This window comes from Mesorhizobium sp. M0292 (assembly GCF_040321695.1).
GTDB lineage: Bacteria > Pseudomonadota > Alphaproteobacteria > Rhizobiales > Rhizobiaceae > Mesorhizobium.
This window is the reverse complement of record NZ_JAMYSB010000018.1, coordinates 1-19,599: the sequence shown is the minus strand read 5'-3', so window position 1 is coordinate 19,599 and position 19,599 is coordinate 1. Positions and strand designations below refer to the sequence as shown.

The window sequence follows — 19,599 nt, the reverse complement described above, 5'->3', positions numbered from 1 at the left end:
GGTGCACAATAATGTTTTGGGCGGAGTAGCTGAAGTGTCACTTCTGCAAATCTACTGGAGAGCGCTGGGTTATCTCGCAGCCGACAGGAAGCGCGTTGCGTTTATCTGCGGTGCGAATGTCGCGCTCGCCATTATCGCCATCCTCGAGCCGATCATGTTCGGCCGGGTAATCGACGCCATCTCCGATAAGGGTTCGGTGTTTTCGACGCTGGCGCTGTGGGCCGGTCTCGGCGCCTTTAACATCGTCGCCTTCGTGCTGGTGGCGCGCGGCGCCGACCGTTTTGCCCACAAGCGGCGCAGCGAGGTGCTGTGCCAGTCGTTCGAGCGCGTGATCACCATGCCGCTCGCCTGGCACCACCAGCGCGGCACCTCCAACGCGCTGCACACGCTGCTGCGCGCCGTCGAGACGCTGTTCAGCCTGTGGCTTGAATTCATGCGCCAGCATCTGTCGACGGCTGTTGCGCTGGCTCTGCTGATTCCGACAGCTATAAGCATGGATCTTCGCATGTCGCTGGTGCTGATGGCGCTGGGCGTTCTCTATGTCGGCATCGGCCGGCTTGTGATGAAGCGCACCAAGGCGGGCCAGGCCGCGGTCGAGCGCCACTACCATCAGGTGTTCGCGCATGTGACCGACTCGGTCAGCAATGTCGCCGTGCTGCAGAGCTACAACCGTCTCGGCCACGAGGCCGATACGCTGCGCCGCTATGTCAAGAACCTGCTCGACGCGCAGAACCCGGTGCTCGACTGGTGGGCGATGGCCAATGCGCTGCACCGCCTGTCGTCGACCATTTCGATGATGGTTGTGCTTTTGATCGGCGCCTATCTGGTCACCCATGGCCAGCTCAAGATCGGCGACGTCATCGCCTTCACCGGCTTTGCCACGCTGCTGATTGCCCGCCTCGACCAGATGTCGGCTTTCGCCAACCAGATTTCCGAAGCCCGCGCCAAGCTCGAGGACTTCTATCACCTCGAGGATTCGGCCGCCGACTCCGCCGAGCCGGACGGCTTGCGCGACCTCACCAACGTCACCGGCCATGTCCGCTTCGAGAATGTCGGCTTCGAGTTTGCCAATTCGCGGCAGGGCGTCGACGACGTCTCCTTCGAGGTCCAGGCCGGGCAGACGGTTGCCATCGTCGGCCCGACCGGCGCCGGCAAGACGACGCTGATCAACCTCTTGCAGCGCGTCTTCTCGCCGTCTCATGGCCGTATCCTGATCGACGGCATCGACACCCGCACGGTGACCCGCAAGTCGCTGCGTCATTCGATCGCCACCGTCTTCCAGGATGCCGGCCTGCTCAACCGCTCGATCGAGGACAACATCCGCGTCGGTCGTGCCGAGGCGACTTATGACGAGGTTCACGCCGCCGCCAACGCGGCTGCCGCGCAGGATTTCATCCTTGCCAAGAGCGCCGGTTACGACACCGTCGTTGGCGAGCGCGGCGGCCAGCTTTCGGGCGGCGAGCGTCAGCGCATCGCCATTGCCCGCGCCGTGCTCAAGGACGCACCGATCCTGGTGCTCGACGAGGCGACGAGCGCGCTCGACGTCGAGACCGAGGACCGCGTCAAGGAAGCCATCGACGAACTGAGGCGCAACCGCACCACCTTCATCATCGCCCACCGCCTGACCACCGTTCGCGACGCCGACCTGGTCGTGTTCATGGACAAGGGCAAGGTGGTCGAGATGGGCGGCTTCGCCGAACTGTCGCTGCGCAATGGCCGTTTCGCCAGCCTGTTGCGCGCCGGCGGCCTGCTCAACGACGAGGAAGTCCGCCGTCTCAGCCGCACGGTGAATATCGAAGCGGCGTAGGCTTTTTTACCTCCCCCATGTGGGGAGGTCGGACCCGTAGGGTCCGGGTGGAGGTAGTGCCCCACCACCCCCACCCCGCTGCTTTGCAGCGACCTCCCCACAAGGGAGAGGGTAAGCACTGCGACAACCGCTCGATTGCCCCGAACGCGCCGCCGGTCTATCTAGACCTTATGAGCGACACCTCCTCACGCCTCGCCGGCTGGACCGACCTCGCCAACCCGACGCGCTTTGTCGGGCTGGCCGACAGGCTGGTGCCGTGGCTGGCGTCGATCGCCGCGATCCTGCTAGCCATCGGTCTCTATATGAGCTTTGCCGCGCCTGAGGATTTCCAGCAGGGCATCACGGTGCGCATCATGTACATCCACGTGCCTTTCGCCTGGCTCGCCATGATGTGCTACACGGTGATGGCGGTCGCCGCGCTCGGTACGCTGGTCTGGCGCCATCCGCTGGCCGACGTCGCGCTGAAATCTGCAGCCCCGATCGGCGCCACCTTCACCGCGCTTGCGCTGGTCACCGGCTCCATCTGGGGCAAGCCGATGTGGGGCACCTGGTGGGTGTGGGATGCCCGCCTGACCTCAGTCTTCATCCTCTTCCTGATGTATCTCGGCATCATCGCGCTGACGCGCGCGCTGGATGACGCCAGCCGTGCCGCCTGGGCCGCCGCCATCATCACGCTGGTCGGCTTCATCAACATCCCGATCATCAAATTCTCGGTCGACTGGTGGAACACGCTGCACCAGCCGGCCTCGGTGTTCCGGCTCGGCGGACCGACGATCGATCCCAGCCTGCTATGGCCGCTGCTGGTGATGGCGCTCGGCTTCACCGTGCTGTTCTTCGCGCTGCACCTGACGGTGATGCGCACCGAGATCCGCCGCCGGCGGGTGATCTCCATGCGCAGGGTGGCGGCAAGGCAGGCCGACTAGCGCGATTTCAAACGGAAGGGACAGCCATGCGCCTGCCGCCAGAAACATTAGCATGTGCTGCTATGTTGCGGTGCGGCAACAAGAATTCTCAAAAGATCGTTCCCGACCTCGCTTTGCTCCTTGATCTCGTTTGCGTTCTTGACAGCTCGGCCGCCAAGCAAGAGTGATATTAGTCACTAGTTGTTGCGAGGGGATTCGACGATGAAACTGTGCCTGCTGGCTGGCGTTTCGACATTTGCATTGGCGCTTGGCTGGAGTTCGGCCTACGCCGCAGACGCGCTTGTCGACGTGCCGAGGGCGGAGGATCTCTGGTACGTCACGCTCTTCGGCGGCGCCAGCTTTGCCAACAATGTGAAGACGGACTACGATAGTGGTCGGTATTCCGTGGATCTTGACAGTGGGTTCGTGATCGGCGGCGCTGTCGGTCGGCGGATCAACGACACGTTCCGCGTGGAAGGCGAACTGTCCTACGCGCGCTACAAGGCAAGCGAGTACAGCTTCAGCTTCCCTCCTGCCGACCAAGGTTCCGGCCCAGCTTCCGGCAATCTGTCGGCCACCTATCTTCTCGCCAACGTCTGGGCCGATGTTGCGCATTTTGGTGATGCCAAACTCTATGTCGGCGGCGGTCTCGGCGCGGCCTATGTTACCGCCGATACTCATTTTGATGGCCACGCCTATGGATACGGGCCTGGCGGCTGGGGTTTCGCCGGCCAGGTGGGCGCCGGTGTTACCTACGCGGTAACGCAGAATGTCGACCTCGATTTCGGTTACCGCTTCAAGGCCGTGACAAGCGTGGATCTAGACGACAATGATGGCGGCGGCACATACGAGAACGCCAAATTGTACTCCCACAATCTCCAGCTTGGCGTTACCCTGAAGTTCTGATTGGTTCGTCGCAGGTCGCGACCGGGATCTGACGGATGCCGCTCTTGCCACGCCGGCAACCCCTGGGTCTGCCGGCAATGATCTCAGCCTCGCTGCCGACCGCCGGTGAGCCGGCGGAAAAGACATTGCAGCGCGGCATCGACCTGCAACGGCGCAAGCGTTTTCGCGAGGCCGAGTTCTGCTACCAGACGGTGCTTCGCACGCAGCCCAAAAATGCCATGGCGCTGAACCTGATGGGCACGCTCGCCATCGAGGCCGAGCATCATGACGCCGCCATTGCCTATATGGAAAGGGCGGTCAAGCTCGAACCGGACAACGCCATCTTCCGCAACAATCTCGGCAATGCCTACAATGTCACCGGCAACGTCGACAAGGCGCGCAGACATCTGAGAAAGGCGATCGAGCTCGACGGAGGGCTCATCGAAGCGCTGTGCAATCTCGGCCGCTCCTATCGTAGCCAGCTCGAGGGCGACATTGCCGAAGGGTTCTATCGCCAGGCGCTGGCTATCGACGGCCAGTCGGTGATGGCACTTGCCGATATGGGCGATTTGCTCACCGACATTGGCCGGCCGGCCGAGGCGGTCGAATGCTTCAGCAAGGCCCTTGCCATCGACCCGGGCCATGTCGAGGCGCTGGCTGGAATGGCGCTTGCGCGCCGGGCGGTCAAGGACGATCCGACGTTGCCTTTGGTGCTGAAACGCCTGGAATTGCCGACAACCACCGATCGCGAGCGGGTAGTGCTGCACCACGCCGCCGGCAAGATGCTCAACGATCAGCGCGAGTATGGCCCGGCCATCCGCCATTTCGCGAGGGCCAAGGCGATTTCCGGCAATGATTTCGACATCGACCGGCACACCCAGCTTTACGACAGCTTCATCGACACTTTCGACGCTGGCTTCTTCAAGACGCGAGCCAGTTTGGGAAATCCATCCAGGCGCCCGGTCTTCATCGTCGGCATGCCCCGGTCGGGAACGACGCTGACCGAGCAGATATGCGCCAGCCATCGCGATATCTATGGCGCCGGCGAGTTGTCGACCATTCGTTCACTTGCCGGCGAACTTGGGTTCGACAAGCTCGACCCAGCCATTTTCACCAAGGGCATGGCGGCGCTCACTGCGGCCAAGGCCAAGGAGCTTGGATCGAAGTATCTCGACGATCTCAGCAGACGCAACAGCAAGGCGCGGCTTGTCGTCGACAAGATGCCGCATAATTTCGAGCTGCTGGCCTTCATCAGCCTGATCTTGCCGAACGCCCGCATCATCCATTGCCGGCGTGACCCGATGGACAATTGCGCGTCCTGTTTCATGCATAATTTTTCCGAGGCGCACGGCTATAATGCCGATCTGACCAAGCTTGGGCAGTATTACCGGCAGTATGACCGCCTGATGCGCCATTGGGCCAAGGTCATCCCGCTGGATATCCACGACATGCCCTACGAAGAAACGGTCGCCGATTTCGAAAATCGCGCCCGCGGATTGATCGGATTCCTCGGGATCGAGTGGGACGATGCCTGCCTGCGTTTCAACGAGACCGAGCGCACCGTGCGGACGCCGAGCCGCTGGCAGGTGCGCCAGCCGATCTATTCATCCTCGGTCGAGCGCTGGAAGCTGTATGGCGACGCGCTGGATCCGCTGAAGGCGGCGCTGGGTCCGGTTTATCAGTCCTGATTTCAGTTGGCCCGAACGACCTCGCGCTCGACGCGCGCTGGCGTAGATTAGACCTGAGTTGCATCGTGCTTTGGGGCCAAATGAAAGCCGAATGCTTTCATGACCGCCAGTGTGGTTTCCAGCGTAGGATTACCGTTTTCGCTGAGCGAGGTATAAAGATGCTCGCGAGCCAAGCCGGTCTTTCTGGCAATGTTGCTCATCCCCTTGGCGCGGGCAACGACACCGAGGGCGGACGCGACGAATTTGGCGTCTCCGGTTTCCATTGCCTCTGCCAGAAACGCCTCGATTGCCGTATCGGAATCGAGCATTTCGGCGGGATCGAAATCATAGATTTTTTCAACCATTGTCGTCACTCCATTCTACGGCCAGGCGCTTTGCTGTCCGTATGTCGGTTTCTTGTGAACTTTTATCCCCGCCGCACAGGAGCAGGATGACCGTTTCACCGCGCTTGTGAAATAAACGCGATAGCCGGGCCCATAGTGAATGCGCAATTCACTGATGCCTTCACCCACTGGGGCCACGTCGCCGGGATTTCCTACAATCAAACGTTGCAGCCGAACGGCAATTGCCGCCTTGGCTCTTCCGTCTTTCAGCTTTTGGTGCCACCTCCGAAAGGTGGCTGTCTGCTTCAGGATTGCCATGGTGACTAGTAAGTTATAAATTACAATTCGTCAATGTCGAAATAGGGCGAGCCTCCAAAACGAAAAGCCTCACCCCATCCGCCCACGCGCTTCCACCTTCAGCGTTTCCAGCACCTTGTCACCGTCGATCAGATGCACCTGGTCGAACAGGTTGGTCACGACGCAGCAATGATCAGGCACCACGCGCACGCGCTCGCCAATGCGAAGCTTCGCACCATTTCCAAGCGTGACCGTGCCATGTTCCTCGCTCAAGCTGGTGACGCGGGCGCCGGGCATGCCGAGCAGCTCGCCAAAATCGGCGAGCCCCAGCGTGTCGCTGGACAGCGCCTTGCTGCCGCTGTCGAGGATGGCGCGGGCCGGCGTCGGATGGCTGACCACGGTGGCGAGCACCGTCAGCGCACAATCGTCGAGCGTGCCGACGCCTTTGGCGACCTGGTAGCGGTCGAGGTAGATGTAGGTGCCGGGGCGGTATTCGGTAACGACGCTGTCCTCGCCGGAGCGCCACATATCAGGCGTGCCGCCGCTTGAAATGCGATCACAGGCGAGACCCGAGGCCGCGAGCGTTTGTTTGGCGCCGGCCAGCCAGGATTCAGCCTCGGCGGCGCGGCCGGCCGCGGGGTAGGTCATCAGCCCGCCGAAGGTGAGCCCCTTGGCTTGGTCGATCAACTTCGCCAGTGCCAGCGCCTCGGCGGCGCTCTGCACGCCGCAACGGCCCATGCCGGTGTCGCATTCGACCAGGACGGGCAGGGGGTGCCAGGTATCGGTGAAGGTGGCGGCGAGCCCATCCAGCGTTTCGAGGCTGTCCACCGTCACTGACAGTGTCACAAGGCCATGCAGCGCCTTGAGGCGCTCCAGCTTGGCGCGGCCAAGGATGTTGTAGGGCAGAAAAATATCGGTCAGCCCGGCATCGGCCATCACCTCGGCTTCGCCGATCTTCTGGCAGGTGATGCCGACCGCGCCGGCCGCCACCTGCTTCTTCGCCCAATAAGGCAGCTTGTGCGTCTTGATGTGCGGCCTGAGTTTCAGCCCGTGGCGGTCGGCATGCGCCTGCGCTCGTGTGATGTTGGCTTCGGCGCGGGCTGCGTCGATGAGGATCGCCGGCGTGTCGAGGTCGTCTATGCCTTGCATGAAATATCACCCTGGGAAATCTGGCTGACTTATGGCCCCGATCCGCACGGATGTCATGGGGCCAGCACGCAGTTTGCGTCGACACCGCAGCGCTGTTCGGCTATGCGCTTCAGATAACTCCAGGGAACGCGACGCGAAGGGATCACGATCATGAAACGCTCCACCGTCAACGACATCATCCGCGATGCAGACGCCTTCATCCGCTCGTTCGGCTACATCATGCCGCCCTTCGCCTACTGGAGCCCGGAAGAGATGAAGGCGCGCAAGGCCGACTCCGCCGCCATTTTCACCTCGCGGCTCGGTTGGGACATCACCGATTACGGCCAGGAAAAATTCGACGAACTCGGCCTGTTCCTGTTCACCGTTCGCAACGGCGTCTATGCCGACATGAAGAAGGGCATGGGCATGCTTTATGCCGAGAAGATCATGATCTCGCGCAAGGATCAGCTGTCGCCGATGCACCGCCACAACATCAAGGCCGAGGACATCATCAACCGCGGCGGCGGTAAGCTCGTGCTGGAACTGTTCATGCACGATCGCGACGGCGGCATCGATCCGAAGGCCGAAGTGACGGTGCCGGTCGACGGCACCATCCACAGGCTGCCGGCAGGCGGGCTCCTGAAGCTCGACCCGGGCCAGAGCGTGACGCTGCTGCCCGGCGTCTGGCACGCCTTCTGGGCCGAGGGCAAGGATGTGCTGATCGGCGAGGTCTCGACCGTCAATGACGACCTTACCGACAACGTCTTCCGCGAACCGATCGGCCGCTTCTCCAACATCCACGAGGACATTGCGCCGGTGCACCTGCTGGTGTCCGACTATGAAAAGTGGGTGGGGTAGGCGGCCTCGCCGCTTTTACTTCGTTTGATTGAGAAGTGCGCCCAGCCTGCGCACTTCGGCGATCAGGCGAGGCATGTCCTGCCGCGCCGCAGCCATGAAATCCTGGTCTTCGGCCGTGGCGCTGGCCATTTCGATATCGTCGCCGCGATCCGCGCCTTCGTCGGTTTGAATGAAATTCGATCTGCTCAGCAAATCCCGACCCTCGACCCATGATTTCCATGGGCCGGGCTGAGCTGCGGCAGCACGCGCGCCTCCATTTCCTGGAGTTCGAGCTCGGATGGAGAGGTGTTCATGGTGACCGATTACTCGACGCTGTTAACGACAAAGCGAAATGCACTCTCGAACAGCACGCCCGAGATCCTCTGGCGTATCTGTTGAAGACAAGATCGTGTCCAGCGGCACGGCACTCTCTCTGTTGACTTTGGCATAGGGGGTAAGTGTGAATTTGTCGTCCCTTCCCTGGTCGACCGACATCTGACGGGATTTCCGAAGGAGGGAGTTGTACGACTTGAAGCCGAACCGCGAAGCCGAGCTGTCAAGAAGAACCGTGTGTACGATGTCGTCGGGCACATCGCTGGCATAAGCACCAAGCGCGTTGAGTGTTGCTAGACCGATCTCTTTGTCGGAGACCGAAGGTAGCTCGCCAATCAAAATGACGGGACCTGCGAACTTCTCCCAGCCGTCGCGGGTGGTAGCCATCGGAATTGCAAACACACTTTTATCAACTATGTTCAGGAAGCAATGTCTCATGTATCGACTCCCATCTGAGGCACAGCTCACCGCTGATACTTATCCGCCTTGCGGTTGCCCAACAGCAGCTTGCGTTCGAGCTGTGCCCGCAGCTCGCCATAATAGGCGGTGAGGAAGGCCCTGGAATCGACCGGCTCGATCGTCATGCCGATCTTGCGTCCGATCGTTTCGGCCACGGCTTTCAGCGCGAAATAGTCGTCGCGGCGCAGCACTTCCTCCAGCTTGTGCAGTTCGGCGATGCCATAGGCATCGAGCTGCGCCTGGGTGAAGCGGAATGCGCGGGTGGTGGTGTCCTGGCGTTGCGACAGGTCTTCGACCAGCGCCAGTTTCGGCGCCTCGACAACCCACGTTCCGGCCAAAAGGTCGCCGATGCGCATGCGGTCGCGGTTGAACAGCGGGAAGAGCGCAAACAGCAGCGTCCAGACCAGCCCGAAGATCGTCGACAACGTGTCGGCGAGCCCCATCTCGCTGCGGCCGAGGATGATCGACAGCGGCAGGAAGATCTCGATCTCGCGCATCAGATTGCGGGCGATGACCTGATCGACCGATAGGCCGGCGCCGCTGCGCGATGCCACCCGGATGCCGAGCATCCGCTTGCCGGGCGTGGCGGCGCGGCGGCCGGCTTCGAAGACGATGAAGTAGGCGTTGCGCAGGAAGAAGATCAGGATGATCCAGACGATGAACAGCGGCTGCGCGCCTTCGCCTTTGAGGCCGGCCAGCCCGAACAGTGCAACGATCGAGATCACGATCGCCGTGACGATGATGATGACAAAGTCGAGCAGGAAGGCGGCGGCGCGAGTGCCGGCATCGACGAGCTTGATCCGGAGATCGACCCCTTCCGGCGTGATCAGCGGCCGTATCGTCGAGACGGTAGCACGCCTAGCGGTCGCCATGCCGCACCACCCTGAACAAATAGAAATAACAGAGCCACAGCGTCAGCATGCCGCCGCCAATGGCGTAGCGTGTAGCGTCGCTGGTGATCACCTGCCTGCCGATGCCTTCGAGCAGGCCGGCAAACAAAAGCATGATCGTCACCCCGACCATGGTGGTTGCGGCCACGCGCCCGGCATCGGCTGCCGCCGTCATCCGCGTCAGTTCGCCGGGGAAGGCGATGCGCGTGCCGATGCGCATGCCGGCGGCGCCCGCCAAGGCGATCGCGAACATCTCGGTGGTGCCGTGGATGGACAGCCAGCCGCCCAGCTCCAGCCCGAGCCCCTTGGCGATGTAGATCTGGAACATCGCGCCAAGCAGGCAGCCATTCATCAGGATCAAGAGCACGCTCGGCACCGCGAAGGCAAAGCCCAGCGCGAAGGCCAGGATCGCCACCTGGACATTGTGCGTGAACAGATAGGCGGCGAAGCCCGACAGGAAATTGCTGTCGGCGCCGTCATAAAGCACCTGTCGCAGGACTTCGACTGAGGCATCCGGGTTGCGCCCGCCGGCCAGGCTCGGCGGAATGATGGCGTCGAACCAGCCCTTGTCTTTGGCCACCAGCCAGTAGCCGGCGCCGGCGCCGACAAAGGTCAGGACGACCGACAGCAAGGTCTCGCGCCACAAATCGCGAATTGCATGCGGCCAGTCATGCAGAAAGAAATCGCCGATGCGCTGCCGCAAGCCGCGACGCGCGCCATAGAGGTAGAAGTAGCCGCGCAGGCAAAGCGCTTCGAGATAGCTGACCAGCGCATTGTCGAGCGAGGTCGCCCGCGCCACCGAAAGCGAGGACAGCGCCGAGCGGTAGAGCAATGGCAGCGACAGCAGTTCGTCTTCCGATAGCGTGCGTGGCGCACGTTTCTCGACCCGGGCAAGCAGCGCCTCGAACGCCTTCCAGTCGGCCTCGCGCTCCGAACGGAAGCTCGCCAGCGACTGGCGCACCGCATCCTTGCCGACCAGCGCGTTCACAACAGATCCTCCCGCTTTAGCTCGAGATAGCGTTCGACCAGCGCCGGTCCGAGCCTCTGATGGTCGGCTTCGATGACATGCGCGCCGAGCAGCCTGAGCCTGCCGATGACGACCTGCCTTTCGCGCAGCAGCCCGCCGGCGACGACCGAGCGCGCCACATCCTCCGGTGCGTCCGGCGGCATGTCGGCCAGTGTCTCCAGTTCGACATCCTTCATCATCATGAACAGCACCAGATGCCGTTCGGTGAGCCGACCGACGGTGCGCAGCATCAGTTCGGCGCTGATCGGATCGACGAAGTCGGTGAAGATGATCACCAGCGAACGCCGGTCGAGCTTTGCTGCAAGGGTCGTCAGCGCCAGGGTGAAATTGGTCTCTTCGGTGGAATAGTCGATCTCCGCCGCCCGCTTCTGGATCATGGCGAAGCTGGCGGAGCCGCGCACGGCGCCGCTGGAGACGCGCGGCCGCGCATCGAAGCCGAACAGGGAGACCATGTCGCCGCCCTTCAGCGCAATGAACGCCGACAGCAAGGCGGCGGTGACCGCGCGGTCGACCTTCGGCACGCCGTCGACGGGCTCGCACATCAGCCGGCCGCTATCGATGGCCAGCACGATGTTGTTGTTCTCCTCGATACGGAATTCGCGCGCCAGAAGCCTGCCGTGGCGGGCGCTGCGCTTCCAGTCGATCATGCGCCGGCCCATGCCGGGCTGGTAGTCCTTGAGCGCCTCGAATTCGCGGCCCTGGCCGGCGCGGCGCTGCGCATGTCCGTCGGGCAGCGCCTGGCGCTGCAGAAGCGTGATCGCCTCGTCGCGGGCGCTGCTGACGTTGGGCAGCACCGCCACCTTGCCGTCCATCGGCAGCACCACCTGGTTCCAGACCAGCCCGAACGGCCCGCGCCAGCGCACCCACAGGCGATCGAACCTGGCAATGCCGCGCCGCAGCGCCTGAAATCTGAGATCGAGCGATGCGCTGCCGGCCTCGGCGGTCGATGCGCCGCCGGTGCCGCCCAGCGGTTGCAGCCGCTCGTCATGGCCAAGACGCGCCTGCACGGCGCGCGGCCGTCCGCCGAGCCTGGCGGTGACATTGACGGTGAGCTGGCCGCCGACGCTGACCTGCGGCGGGGCGTGGATGCTGGCGTTCAGAGAAGCCCGTCCGCGCCCGGCGGCCGCGTCCACGGCCAGGAAAGCAAGCAGCGCGCAGATCCACAACAGGCCGAGATACCACATCGACGGCAGCGCGAGCGCGATCAGGAAGGCCGGTATTGCACCGGCCGCACCTGCCCAGACTGCCCGGCCGCTCGGATAAATCAACGTGGCGCTTCCGTCTGGTCTACAAGGTCGGTCACGATCTGTTCGACCAGGCGGCCGTCGATCTGCGCCGCCGGCGACAGGATAACGCGATGGCGCAGCGCCGGCACGGCAAGCGCCTTGACGTCGTCGGGGATGACATAGGCACGCCCGTCGAGCGCTGCCCGAGCCCGTGCGGCTCTCGCCAGCATGGCGCCCGCGCGCGGGCTGGCGCCGACCTCGAGGTCGGGGCTTTCGCGCGTGGCCCGCACCAGCCTGGCGATATAGTCGACGACATCATCGACCAGCGTAACCTCGCCGACGGTCGCCAACGCCTTTTCCAGCGTCTTGCGGTCGGCCTGGGCCTTGATGCCGTACTGCTTGATGTCGTGCGAGGCGGTGCCGCCGCCATGGTGGATGATGATCGCCTTTTCCTCTTCCGGGCCGGGGTAGCTCACCCGGTGCTTGAACAGGAAACGGTCGAGCTGGGCTTCGGGCAGGGGATAGACGCCCTGGTGCTCGATTGGGTTCTGCGTCGCGACCACCATGAAGTTCGGGCCGAGCGCATGGGTGGTGCCGTCGAAGGTGACGGCATGCTCCTGCATCGCCTCCAGCAGGGCTGCCTGGGTCTTCGGCGGCGTTCGGTTGATTTCGTCGGCGAGCAGCAGATCGCAGAAGATCGGGCCGCGCGTCAGCGTGAACTGCCCGGTCTGGAAATTGTAGATGTTGGAACCGACGATATCGCCGGGCATCAGGTCGGGCGTGAACTGGATCCGGCCATAGGCGACGCCCAGCGCCTGGGCAAAGCAGCGCGCCGTCATCGTCTTGGCCGTGCCCGGCGGTCCTTCGAGCAATATATGCCCGCCGGCGAACAATGCCGTGAGCATCAGATCGACCGTATCGTGTTGCCCGGTGATGGCCTTGGCCACCTCTTCCCTGATCTGTGTCGCCAGGGCCTTCACATCATCGACGTTCACCGAGCCTCCTTGCCGTCCAGTCGTGCAGCTTTTCGGCTGCATCATGCATTTGTGTCAGGGTCTTTGCCGCGTTCGCAGCTTGCAGGCGGGTCGTGAAACCGCCGGCTTCGTCCTTGTCGCGGGAATCGAGCCAGCGGTCGAGCGCTTCGCCCTGCAAACCGTGCGGCGCGCCGAGCAGCGCGCCGGCGCGCACGCGTGCCAGTGCTCCATAGCGGTCGCCCAGTTCCTCCAGCCGGCCGGCGCGGCGCAACAGCATCGCCGTGGTGTCGACCAGCGCGCGTTTGCCGAAGGCGATGGCGCGCTGATCGGCCCGTGGCGGCCCGAACCGGCCAAGGCCATGCAGGAAGGCAAGTGCCGCCGCCGCCAGGATGGTCAGCGTCAGCGCCAGGAAGGGCGGCTCGACCAGAAGCTTGGCGAGATCGTATTTTCGCCCGACGCCATGCAGCGTCAGGTCGAACATGACGGCACCCTCTTCGGGCTGCAGGAGCTCGATCAGCTTGAGCGCCGCCGCCGCCTTGTCGGGATCTTTCAAGCCGGCGTTATTGATGAGATCGGGGTCCGTCAGAATGTAGAACCGCTCGTCTTCGACCTCGGTCAGCACGGCCTTACCGTTGCCGGCGGCAATCAGCGGGTGTTCGTCGGCCACCCATTGCAGCTGGTCGGGAACGCTGACCATTTGCCCTGAGACGTCGAGTTGCTTGACCGTGGTCTCACCTTCGCCGAGCTTGGCCTTGGCGATCCGGGCGAGCCAATCGTTGACCACGACGTCCGGCAGCCGCTGGATCTTCATCTCCCACCCCTCGTGCTCGAACAGCGGCAAGGTCGCCCATTTGGGCAGCACGAACAGCGTATCCAGGCCCTTGCGAAGCTTGACGATGTTGGCAAGCGCATCCGGGTCGCTGTCGGGCGAAATCGTGACGATCAGGAGGTTCGTGTCGATCTGGAGATCGCTGTCGGACCGCGCCATGTCGGGCGCTTCGCCGGTCAGCTCCAGCCATTCCGCCAAGCCGGCATAGCCGATGCCGCTCTTCGAGAGCGGCGTTGCGCCACCGACGCTCGGCTGGCGAAAATCGGGGGCATAGGTGGACAAAAGGAAGAAGCCCGCCGCCGCGAGCAGGCTGGCGAAAATGCCCCAGAACACCGTCCTGCGGCTGAACGGTTCCTGCTGGGCGATGTCGGCTGTCGCGTCACTCACGTCCAGGCATCCCTGAAGACGAATCGCTCATAGGCGCTGCGCGCCTCCTGCCAGCCCTCGGGCCCGACCGGCCGGCGCGCGAACAACGCCGCCTCGACGATGCGCGCGATCTGGGTAAAGGCGCCACGCGCCCGCGTTGGCAGCGACGCCGCTCCCGCGATATCGCGCGCGGTCAGCGACGGGCGCAGGAAGTCGGGCAGGCGGCCGGCAATGTCGGCAACGCTGCGGCGCAGCAGGAGATGCACCGCCTCGTCATACTCGCCCCGGGCGGCCAGCGCATCGGCTTCCGACAACAGGATCTGCGCGGCGCCAACGTCGGGGTGCCATATCGCTTCCGCCTCGGTCACGCTCTTTTTGCGCCACCAGGGCAGGCGCCAGGCGACGCCTTTCACTTCAAGGACAATCAGCAGCAGAATGATCGCGGCACCTGTCATCACCGCGCCCCAGAACAGGTAGATCATGTACGGGCCGAGCGATTTCAGGAACTCGCCCAGCGGTCTCAGCCACTCGGGTGTCTCGGGTGGTCTGTAGGCCGGCAGGTCGAACTGGATCGAATCGTCCGACAGCAACTGCTTGTGCAGTTTGGCCAGCCATTCGGCTTGCGCAGCGTCCGGCTGTGCAGCAGTCACCTTCTCGCCCCCCTGCAACCTGCGGTTCGCGAGCCGACACTGGCAATGCAGCGTAACTTTTGCAAGTGGGCTAGACGCCAGTCGTTAATCTTGGCAAATTTACTACTGCGGCTGCCGGACAATATTCGGCGGTGGAACAGGGGGCGCATCATGACTTCGGCAACATTTGCACGGCCTGAGAAATTTCAGATCGGCAGGGTCTTCAACAACAGCTTCTCCGTCATCGGCCGCAACGTCATACTTTTCGTGGGGCTTTCGGTGCTGTTTGCGGGGGTGCCGGCAGTTATTCTTCGGCTATGGACCGAATCGCGCATGCAGGCGCTCCTGACGGCCAATCCCGGCGCTGCGGCCGACCCCGCCCTGGTGTTTAGCAACATTTGGGTGACGCTCCCGGCCAGTTTCATTGCCTCCCTTTTCGTACTGGTGCTGCAGTCGGCGCTCGTGCGAGCCACAATCGAGGATTTGAACGGCAAGCGGCCGACCTTGGGCGATTGCCTGCAGATAGCCATCCGATATTTTCTGCCGACATTGGCGATCGGCCTGCTCGTCGGCCTGGGCGCAGGCCTAGCCGCGCTTGCGTTGCTGGTGCCCGGCATCATCTTGTGGCTGGGCTGGTCGGTTGCGATACCGGTTCAGATCCAGGAGCGGCTCGGCGTGTTCGGCTCGATGTCGCGCAGCCGCGCCCTGACCAAGGGCAGCCGCTGGTCGCTCTTCGGCTTGTTCCTTGTCCTGATCATCATCGGCATGGTCATCCAGGGCGCGGTGGGCGTGTTTGTCTACCTGTTTCACGACATTGTCGCTACTGTCGTGGCGGCACTGGTGCAGAGCGTGATGTCGATGTTGCTGTCGGTCGCCGCCGCGGTCAGCTATGTCGAGCTGCGCCAGGTCAAGGAAGGCACCAGCGTCGACGAACTGGCCGAGATCTTCTCGTAAGCCGACGGGTTTGCACCGCCTTGACCCGGTCAGGTCAAGGCGGGTGCCAGGGCAGGAGGCATCGTGACGTCACTGGCGCAGGACCGACCGGAAAAATTCCGCATCGGCAGGGTTTTCAGCAACAGCTTCGCGGTCATCGGCCGCAATCTGGGTTTCCTTGCTGTGGTCGTCGGACTTTTCTCAACCCTGCCCGCACTGCTGTACAACCTCTGGAACCTGTCCCGGGTCGCTACATTGGTGAACGTCGACAGCGCCGGGAACGCCGCCGCTTTCGAAACGTCGGCCATGGGAGACTACTCGGGCTTATCGATAGTCGCTTCCTTGATCATTTTCGTTCTGGCCTTGCTGGTGCAAGCGGCGCTTGTCAGGGCGGCAATCGAGGATTTGAACGGCAAGCGGCCGGTCATCGGCGACTGCATCCAGATAGCATTGCGCAGCTTCTTGCCCACGCTGGGCATAGGCATTCTGATCATTGTCACTCTGGTGGTGGCTGTTTTTGTGATGGTTTTCATCGCCTGGGTCATTCCCCCTATCGGGTGGCTGATCGGGCTTGCCCTGGCGTTTATTCCCGCTTTCATGTGGCTGATTTCCGTATCGGTTTCCGTGCCCATTGCGGTTCAGGAGCGGCTTGGCGTGTTCGGCTCGATATCGCGCAGCCGTGCCCTGACCAAAGGCAGCCGCTGGTCGATATTCTGGCTGCTGCTGATCATTGGCGTGGCGGCGATGCTCATCCAGGCGGTGTTCTCGTTGTTTTTCGGACTGGCGCTCGCCACCGCCGGCGGCGTCACCGGTGTCGGTGTCCTGGTCGGAGCGATTGGCAGCACTCTGGTGTCGACGATCTTTTCGACGATGCTGTCGGTGACCATTGCCGTCACCTATGTCGAACTGCGCCAGGTCAAGGAAGGCACCAGCGTCGACGAACTGGCGCAGATTTTTTCGTAACGGCACATCGACCGGGGTAGGGCAATCGTGACGTCGATGACGCCGGAGCAGCCAGGCAAATTTCGCATCGGCAGGGTTCTCCGAGATACGTTCGCGATTATCCGGCGCAATCCGGTGCTGTGCTTGGGAGTGGCGTTGTTCGTATACGCCTTGCCGGAGTTTGGATTTTCCTACTGGTTCTGGGTATCCGTTGGGTCGGTAGAGCCCGAATACTCGATGCGACGGTTGACGATCACGGCAATCTTCACGTTGGGCTTTTTTGTGCTGGGGGCTTTCATGCAGGCGGCATTGACGCGAGCGGCCCTGATGGATCTGCGCGGCGAACGGCCGTCGGCACGCGATTGCATCAGAACAGCCTGTGCGCTTCTGCTACCGGCAAGCGCCGCCTCGATCCTGATCACATTCGCCTTCTGGCTGGGCCTGGTACTCATCATCGTTCCCGGACTGTTGCTGCTGGCGCGCTGGTCGGTCACGACGCCGGTAATTGTCGGTGAAGGGCGTGGCGTGTTCGCCAGCATGCAACGCAGCCGCGACCTGACCAAAGGCAGCCGCTGGCCGTTGCTGTGCATCTGGCTTGTCGTGCTCGTGCCTTCAATCACCGTGGATATTTGGGCGAACGCCTTCTTTTTCTCATTTGGTCTGACACTGGGCTTTTTGCTCAACGCCCTGGTCGATACAGCCCAAGGCTTGGTGGTATCGATCGCCATCGTCGTCATGTATGTGGAGTTGCGACAGCTCAAGGAAGGCACCAGCATCGACGATCTGGCTGAGATTTTCTCGTGAGCGAAAGTCGCCGATTTCGGTCGGTTGGCTGCCCTCTCAACGACAGCAGCTACGGTCCGCCTGCGGTCTCGTCCGGCACAGGCATGACGACGTGATCGCCACATTAGCCTTGGCCAGTGCTACGTCGAGCTTCTCCTGCACCCCCGGCAGTTCCACGCTCTCGCCGCGCCGCTTCAGACATTCCACCAACCCGTGCAGCGACCAGACATTGTCGGGGTGCTGGGCGCAGAGCTGGACCTTGCCGCTCAGGCCGAGGTCGTCGCGATAGACCTGCTCGGCCTCGTCAGTGTGGCCCTGGTCGAGGACCAGTGCCGCCAGCGCATGGCGCGGCGGTGCATCCAGGCCCAGGGCTCGGTGTAGGACAGATTGTCGTCGAGTTCGACGGATTGGCGCAGATGGGCGTAAGAGTCGTCATGCTGCCCCTGGTGGTAGGCCAACTCGCCATCGAGCAAGGCGGCGCCGACGGCTAGCGAGGCCCGTGCCGGGTTGCTGAGGAAGCGCCGCTCGGGCGCAATGCTCTCGACATGCCTGCGGAAATTTTCGCGCTCACGCTCGGCTGCCGCGAATTGCTTGAGCGTCGCATGGGCGACGCCCTTGGCGTAGTGCTGCATGGAGGCGGCCAGCACATAAAGTGCCGGCTCGTCCACCATCGGCTCATCGATGATCTCCTGCCAGCGGCCGAAGCGCACCTGCACATGCGATTTTATCGCATGATAGCCCTCCACTGTTTGCGTCAGCTTTGGCCGGTCCTGGATGGCGACCACGTCGCGCGTGACCAGGCTGCGCACCTTGTCAGCCGCCCACAGTGCCGGCTGGTACTGGCCAAGGAACATGCAGGTGAACATCATCAGATGCAAATCGTGGCAGCAGCCGAGCAGATAGTAGGTCGTCTCACCGGCATAGGCGAGGTAGAGGTCGTTGGCGCGCACCGCCTTTTCGCCGGCCAGCTTTGCCTTCTCGTACTCGCCGCACAGCACATGGATATGGCCCGGCATATGGTTCATGTGGCCGGCATCGGGGCACATGGTGCCGAGCCGGTCCGCCGAGCGCATGCCGCGTTCCGGCTGCGTCGACATCTCGAGCAGATGGATATGCAGGTGCAGGATCGCCGGATGCGGCGCCGTGCCGGCTTCGCCCGAAAGCCGGATCGAGCGCTCGCATTCCGCCATGTCAGTACTGCTAAGGGAGACGGCACTAGAAAAAAGTTCCTACGCGATAGACCACATGATGTCGTTCTATCGTAACCCGTGGGAGCCTTATGAGGCTCGAGTTAGAGCGATTGACGAAAAGCGCGAGGGGCTTGCTGTCTAACTAGCTTTTGGCGCAGGTAGTGGCGCGATCAAGCCGGCGCGGCTTTAAACGCAGCGCCGGCCACCTTAATCCTAGAACGATCACCCCTCCAGCCACACCTTCTCAAAATGCTGTTCCAGCGACTGGTGCTGTTCGCAGCCTTGCACGCCCTTGCGGTAGGTGCGGTAGACCGAGCGCCAGTAGGGCTGGATGATGATGCCGGAATCGCGCAAATTCTGCTCGATCCTGGCCATGATCTCCTTGCGCTGGGCGGCGTCCGGCGTTGCCAGCGCCTTGTCGAGGAGTTCGTCGAACTCTTTGCTGGCGTAAGCACTTTCGTTCCAGGCGGCGCCCGATTTGTAGGCGAGCGCCAGCACCTGGACGCCGAGCGGGCGGCCCAGCCATTCGGTTGTGGAGAAAGGGTATTTGCTCCAGTCGTTCCAGAAGGTCGCGGCCGGCAGCACGGTGCGCTTCATCTTCAGGCCGGCCTCGCGCATCTGCGCGGCGATCGCGTCGCCGGTGCTCTTTTGCCATTCGATGTCGACCGAGATCAGCTCGAATTCGTGGTCGGCCTTGCCGGCTTCAGTGAGCAGTTTCTTGGCCTGATCCATGTCGCGCTTGGCCGGGCCGATATCGGCAAATTCCGGGTGCATCGGGCCGACATGGTGGTTGTCGGCCGGCTTGCCGCGGCCGCCGAGGCCGAGCGCCAGCACGGCGGAATTGTCGACGGCAAGCTGGGCGGCGCGGCGCACCTTGACGTCGTCATAGGGTGCGTTGCCGACATTGAAACGGGCAACGATGGTCGATCCGGTGGCGATCTCGGAATTCAGCAAGCCCATCTGCTCGGTCTGCGACACGGCGTCGGACGCGGTTTCGTGGTCGGTGTCGATCTCACCGGATTCGAACGCCGACAGCATGGCGTTGGGGTCGGAGCCGTAATCGACCCATTTGATGCCATCGAGATGGAAGTCGCCTTTCCACCAGGGCTTGTCCTTGCGCTTCACCTCAGCACTGGTCTCGGCATTCCAGC

The 19,599-nt window shown here is 62.8% G+C and carries 18 protein-coding genes and 2 pseudogenes; 8 read left to right on the top strand and 12 right to left on the bottom strand.

Annotation, left to right across the window (positions count from 1 at the left end):
- Positions 1-34: 34 nt before the first annotated feature.
- The 4 genes from NKI96_RS23800 to NKI96_RS23785 all read left to right on the top strand — a co-directional run bounded on the left by NKI96_RS23800 (position 35) and on the right by NKI96_RS23785 (position 5,282).
- The gene (locus NKI96_RS23800) at positions 35-1,807 is read left to right on the top strand and encodes a glucan ABC transporter ATP-binding protein/ permease (protein ID WP_023672897.1); all 1,773 of its coding nucleotides are present in this window, start codon (positions 35-37) and stop codon (positions 1,805-1,807) included.
- A gap of 170 nt (positions 1,808-1,977) precedes the next feature.
- A complete protein-coding gene (locus tag NKI96_RS23795; RefSeq protein ID WP_023672896.1) occupies positions 1,978-2,730 on the top strand; it encodes a heme ABC transporter permease in 753 nt (250 codons plus the stop codon).
- A 201-nt stretch (positions 2,731-2,931) separates the two neighbouring features.
- Positions 2,932-3,615, top strand: a complete 684-nt coding sequence (locus NKI96_RS23790) for an outer membrane protein (protein ID WP_023672895.1) — start codon at positions 2,932-2,934, stop codon at positions 3,613-3,615.
- 77 nt (positions 3,616-3,692) lie between these two features.
- Positions 3,693-5,282 (top strand): tetratricopeptide repeat-containing sulfotransferase family protein, encoded by a 1,590-nt coding sequence (locus NKI96_RS23785; RefSeq protein WP_352806474.1) that lies wholly within the window; start codon positions 3,693-3,695, stop codon positions 5,280-5,282.
- A gap of 47 nt (positions 5,283-5,329) precedes the next feature.
- Here NKI96_RS23785 and NKI96_RS23780 read toward each other — a convergent pair whose 3' ends face one another.
- The 3 genes and pseudogenes from NKI96_RS23780 to NKI96_RS23770 all read right to left on the bottom strand — a co-directional run bounded on the left by NKI96_RS23780 (position 5,330) and on the right by NKI96_RS23770 (position 7,051).
- Positions 5,330-5,626, bottom strand: coding sequence for an addiction module antidote protein (locus tag NKI96_RS23780; RefSeq protein ID WP_023672893.1), 297 nt, complete (start codon positions 5,624-5,626; stop codon positions 5,330-5,332).
- Positions 5,619-5,923 (bottom strand): annotated as a pseudogene (locus NKI96_RS23775) (type II toxin-antitoxin system RelE/ParE family toxin). The gene NKI96_RS23780 and the pseudogene NKI96_RS23775 overlap by 8 nt, the downstream one beginning before the upstream one ends.
- A 69-nt stretch (positions 5,924-5,992) precedes the next feature.
- On the bottom strand, positions 5,993-7,051 hold the full coding sequence (locus NKI96_RS23770; protein WP_352806471.1) for a D-TA family PLP-dependent enzyme: 1,059 nt from the start codon (positions 7,049-7,051) through the stop codon (positions 5,993-5,995).
- Between the two features lie 150 nt (positions 7,052-7,201).
- Between NKI96_RS23770 and NKI96_RS23765 the strand changes: the two genes are divergently transcribed.
- The gene (locus tag NKI96_RS23765; protein WP_023689647.1) at positions 7,202-7,888 is read left to right on the top strand and encodes a D-lyxose/D-mannose family sugar isomerase; all 687 of its coding nucleotides are present in this window, start codon (positions 7,202-7,204) and stop codon (positions 7,886-7,888) included.
- A gap of 315 nt (positions 7,889-8,203) precedes the next feature.
- On the opposite strand, the gene NKI96_RS23760 is transcribed toward NKI96_RS23765, so the two are convergent.
- The 7 genes from NKI96_RS23760 to NKI96_RS23730 are packed head-to-tail and all read right to left on the bottom strand — an operon-like array spanning position 8,204 to position 14,621.
- Entirely contained in the window at positions 8,204-8,638 is a 435-nt protein-coding gene (locus NKI96_RS23760) for a hypothetical protein (protein WP_155921574.1), read from the bottom strand.
- Positions 8,639-8,664: 26 nt separating this feature from the next.
- Entirely contained in the window at positions 8,665-9,531 is an 867-nt protein-coding gene (locus NKI96_RS23755) for an RDD family protein (RefSeq protein WP_352806468.1), read from the bottom strand.
- Entirely contained in the window at positions 9,518-10,537 is a 1,020-nt protein-coding gene (locus NKI96_RS23750; RefSeq protein WP_352806465.1) for a stage II sporulation protein M, read from the bottom strand. The genes NKI96_RS23755 and NKI96_RS23750 overlap by 14 nt, the downstream gene beginning before the upstream one ends.
- Positions 10,534-11,844, bottom strand: a complete 1,311-nt coding sequence (locus tag NKI96_RS23745) for a DUF58 domain-containing protein (protein ID WP_352806462.1) — start codon at positions 11,842-11,844, stop codon at positions 10,534-10,536. Before NKI96_RS23745 ends, NKI96_RS23750 begins: the two co-directional genes overlap by 4 nt.
- Positions 11,841-12,797, bottom strand: coding sequence for an AAA family ATPase (locus NKI96_RS23740; protein WP_023715251.1), 957 nt, complete (start codon positions 12,795-12,797; stop codon positions 11,841-11,843). Before NKI96_RS23740 ends, NKI96_RS23745 begins: the two co-directional genes overlap by 4 nt.
- A complete protein-coding gene (locus tag NKI96_RS23735) occupies positions 12,784-13,992 on the bottom strand; it encodes a hypothetical protein (protein WP_023682901.1) in 1,209 nt (402 codons plus the stop codon). Before NKI96_RS23735 ends, NKI96_RS23740 begins: the two co-directional genes overlap by 14 nt.
- The gene (locus tag NKI96_RS23730; RefSeq protein WP_352806458.1) at positions 13,989-14,621 is read right to left on the bottom strand and encodes a DUF4129 domain-containing protein; all 633 of its coding nucleotides are present in this window, start codon (positions 14,619-14,621) and stop codon (positions 13,989-13,991) included. Before NKI96_RS23730 ends, NKI96_RS23735 begins: the two co-directional genes overlap by 4 nt.
- Positions 14,622-14,771: 150 nt before the next feature.
- Here NKI96_RS23730 and NKI96_RS23725 point away from each other — a divergent pair, with 150 nt between their 5' ends.
- From NKI96_RS23725 to NKI96_RS23715, 3 genes are all read left to right on the top strand, one after another.
- Positions 14,772-15,554, top strand: a complete 783-nt coding sequence (locus NKI96_RS23725) for a hypothetical protein (RefSeq protein ID WP_023715254.1) — start codon at positions 14,772-14,774, stop codon at positions 15,552-15,554.
- A 63-nt stretch (positions 15,555-15,617) separates the two neighbouring features.
- The gene (locus NKI96_RS23720; RefSeq protein WP_023715255.1) at positions 15,618-16,496 is read left to right on the top strand and encodes a hypothetical protein; all 879 of its coding nucleotides are present in this window, start codon (positions 15,618-15,620) and stop codon (positions 16,494-16,496) included.
- Between the two features lie 27 nt (positions 16,497-16,523).
- Positions 16,524-17,279 (top strand): hypothetical protein, encoded by a 756-nt coding sequence (locus tag NKI96_RS23715; RefSeq protein WP_023743642.1) that lies wholly within the window; start codon positions 16,524-16,526, stop codon positions 17,277-17,279.
- Between the two features lie 36 nt (positions 17,280-17,315).
- On the opposite strand, the pseudogene NKI96_RS23710 reads toward NKI96_RS23715, so the two are convergent.
- Positions 17,316-18,439, bottom strand: a pseudogene (locus tag NKI96_RS23710) (hypothetical protein); the annotation flags it as partial.
- 231 nt (positions 18,440-18,670) lie between these two features.
- Positions 18,671-19,599 (bottom strand): ABC transporter substrate-binding protein (locus tag NKI96_RS23705; RefSeq protein WP_352806455.1); only part of this gene is annotated, 929 nt, incomplete at its 5' end.

Excerpts from the sequence above, each read along its gene's own strand:
- NKI96_RS23795 (WP_023672896.1), top strand. The coding sequence starts at position 1,978 with ATGAGCGACACCTCCTCACGCCTCGCCGGCTGGACCGACCTCGCCAAC.
- NKI96_RS23790 (WP_023672895.1), top strand. The coding sequence starts at position 2,932 with ATGAAACTGTGCCTGCTGGCTGGCGTTTCGACATTTGCATTGGCGCTT.
- NKI96_RS23785 (WP_352806474.1), top strand. The coding sequence starts at position 3,693 with ATGATCTCAGCCTCGCTGCCGACCGCCGGTGAGCCGGCGGAAAAGACA.
- NKI96_RS23780 (WP_023672893.1), bottom strand. The coding sequence starts at position 5,626 with ATGGTTGAAAAAATCTATGATTTCGATCCCGCCGAAATGCTCGATTCC.
- NKI96_RS23770 (WP_352806471.1), bottom strand. The coding sequence starts at position 7,051 with ATGCAAGGCATAGACGACCTCGACACGCCGGCGATCCTCATCGACGCA.
- NKI96_RS23765 (WP_023689647.1), top strand. The coding sequence starts at position 7,202 with ATGAAACGCTCCACCGTCAACGACATCATCCGCGATGCAGACGCCTTC.
- NKI96_RS23760 (WP_155921574.1), bottom strand. The coding sequence starts at position 8,638 with ATGAGACATTGCTTCCTGAACATAGTTGATAAAAGTGTGTTTGCAATT.
- NKI96_RS23755 (WP_352806468.1), bottom strand. The coding sequence starts at position 9,531 with ATGGCGACCGCTAGGCGTGCTACCGTCTCGACGATACGGCCGCTGATC.
- NKI96_RS23725 (WP_023715254.1), top strand. The coding sequence starts at position 14,772 with ATGACTTCGGCAACATTTGCACGGCCTGAGAAATTTCAGATCGGCAGG.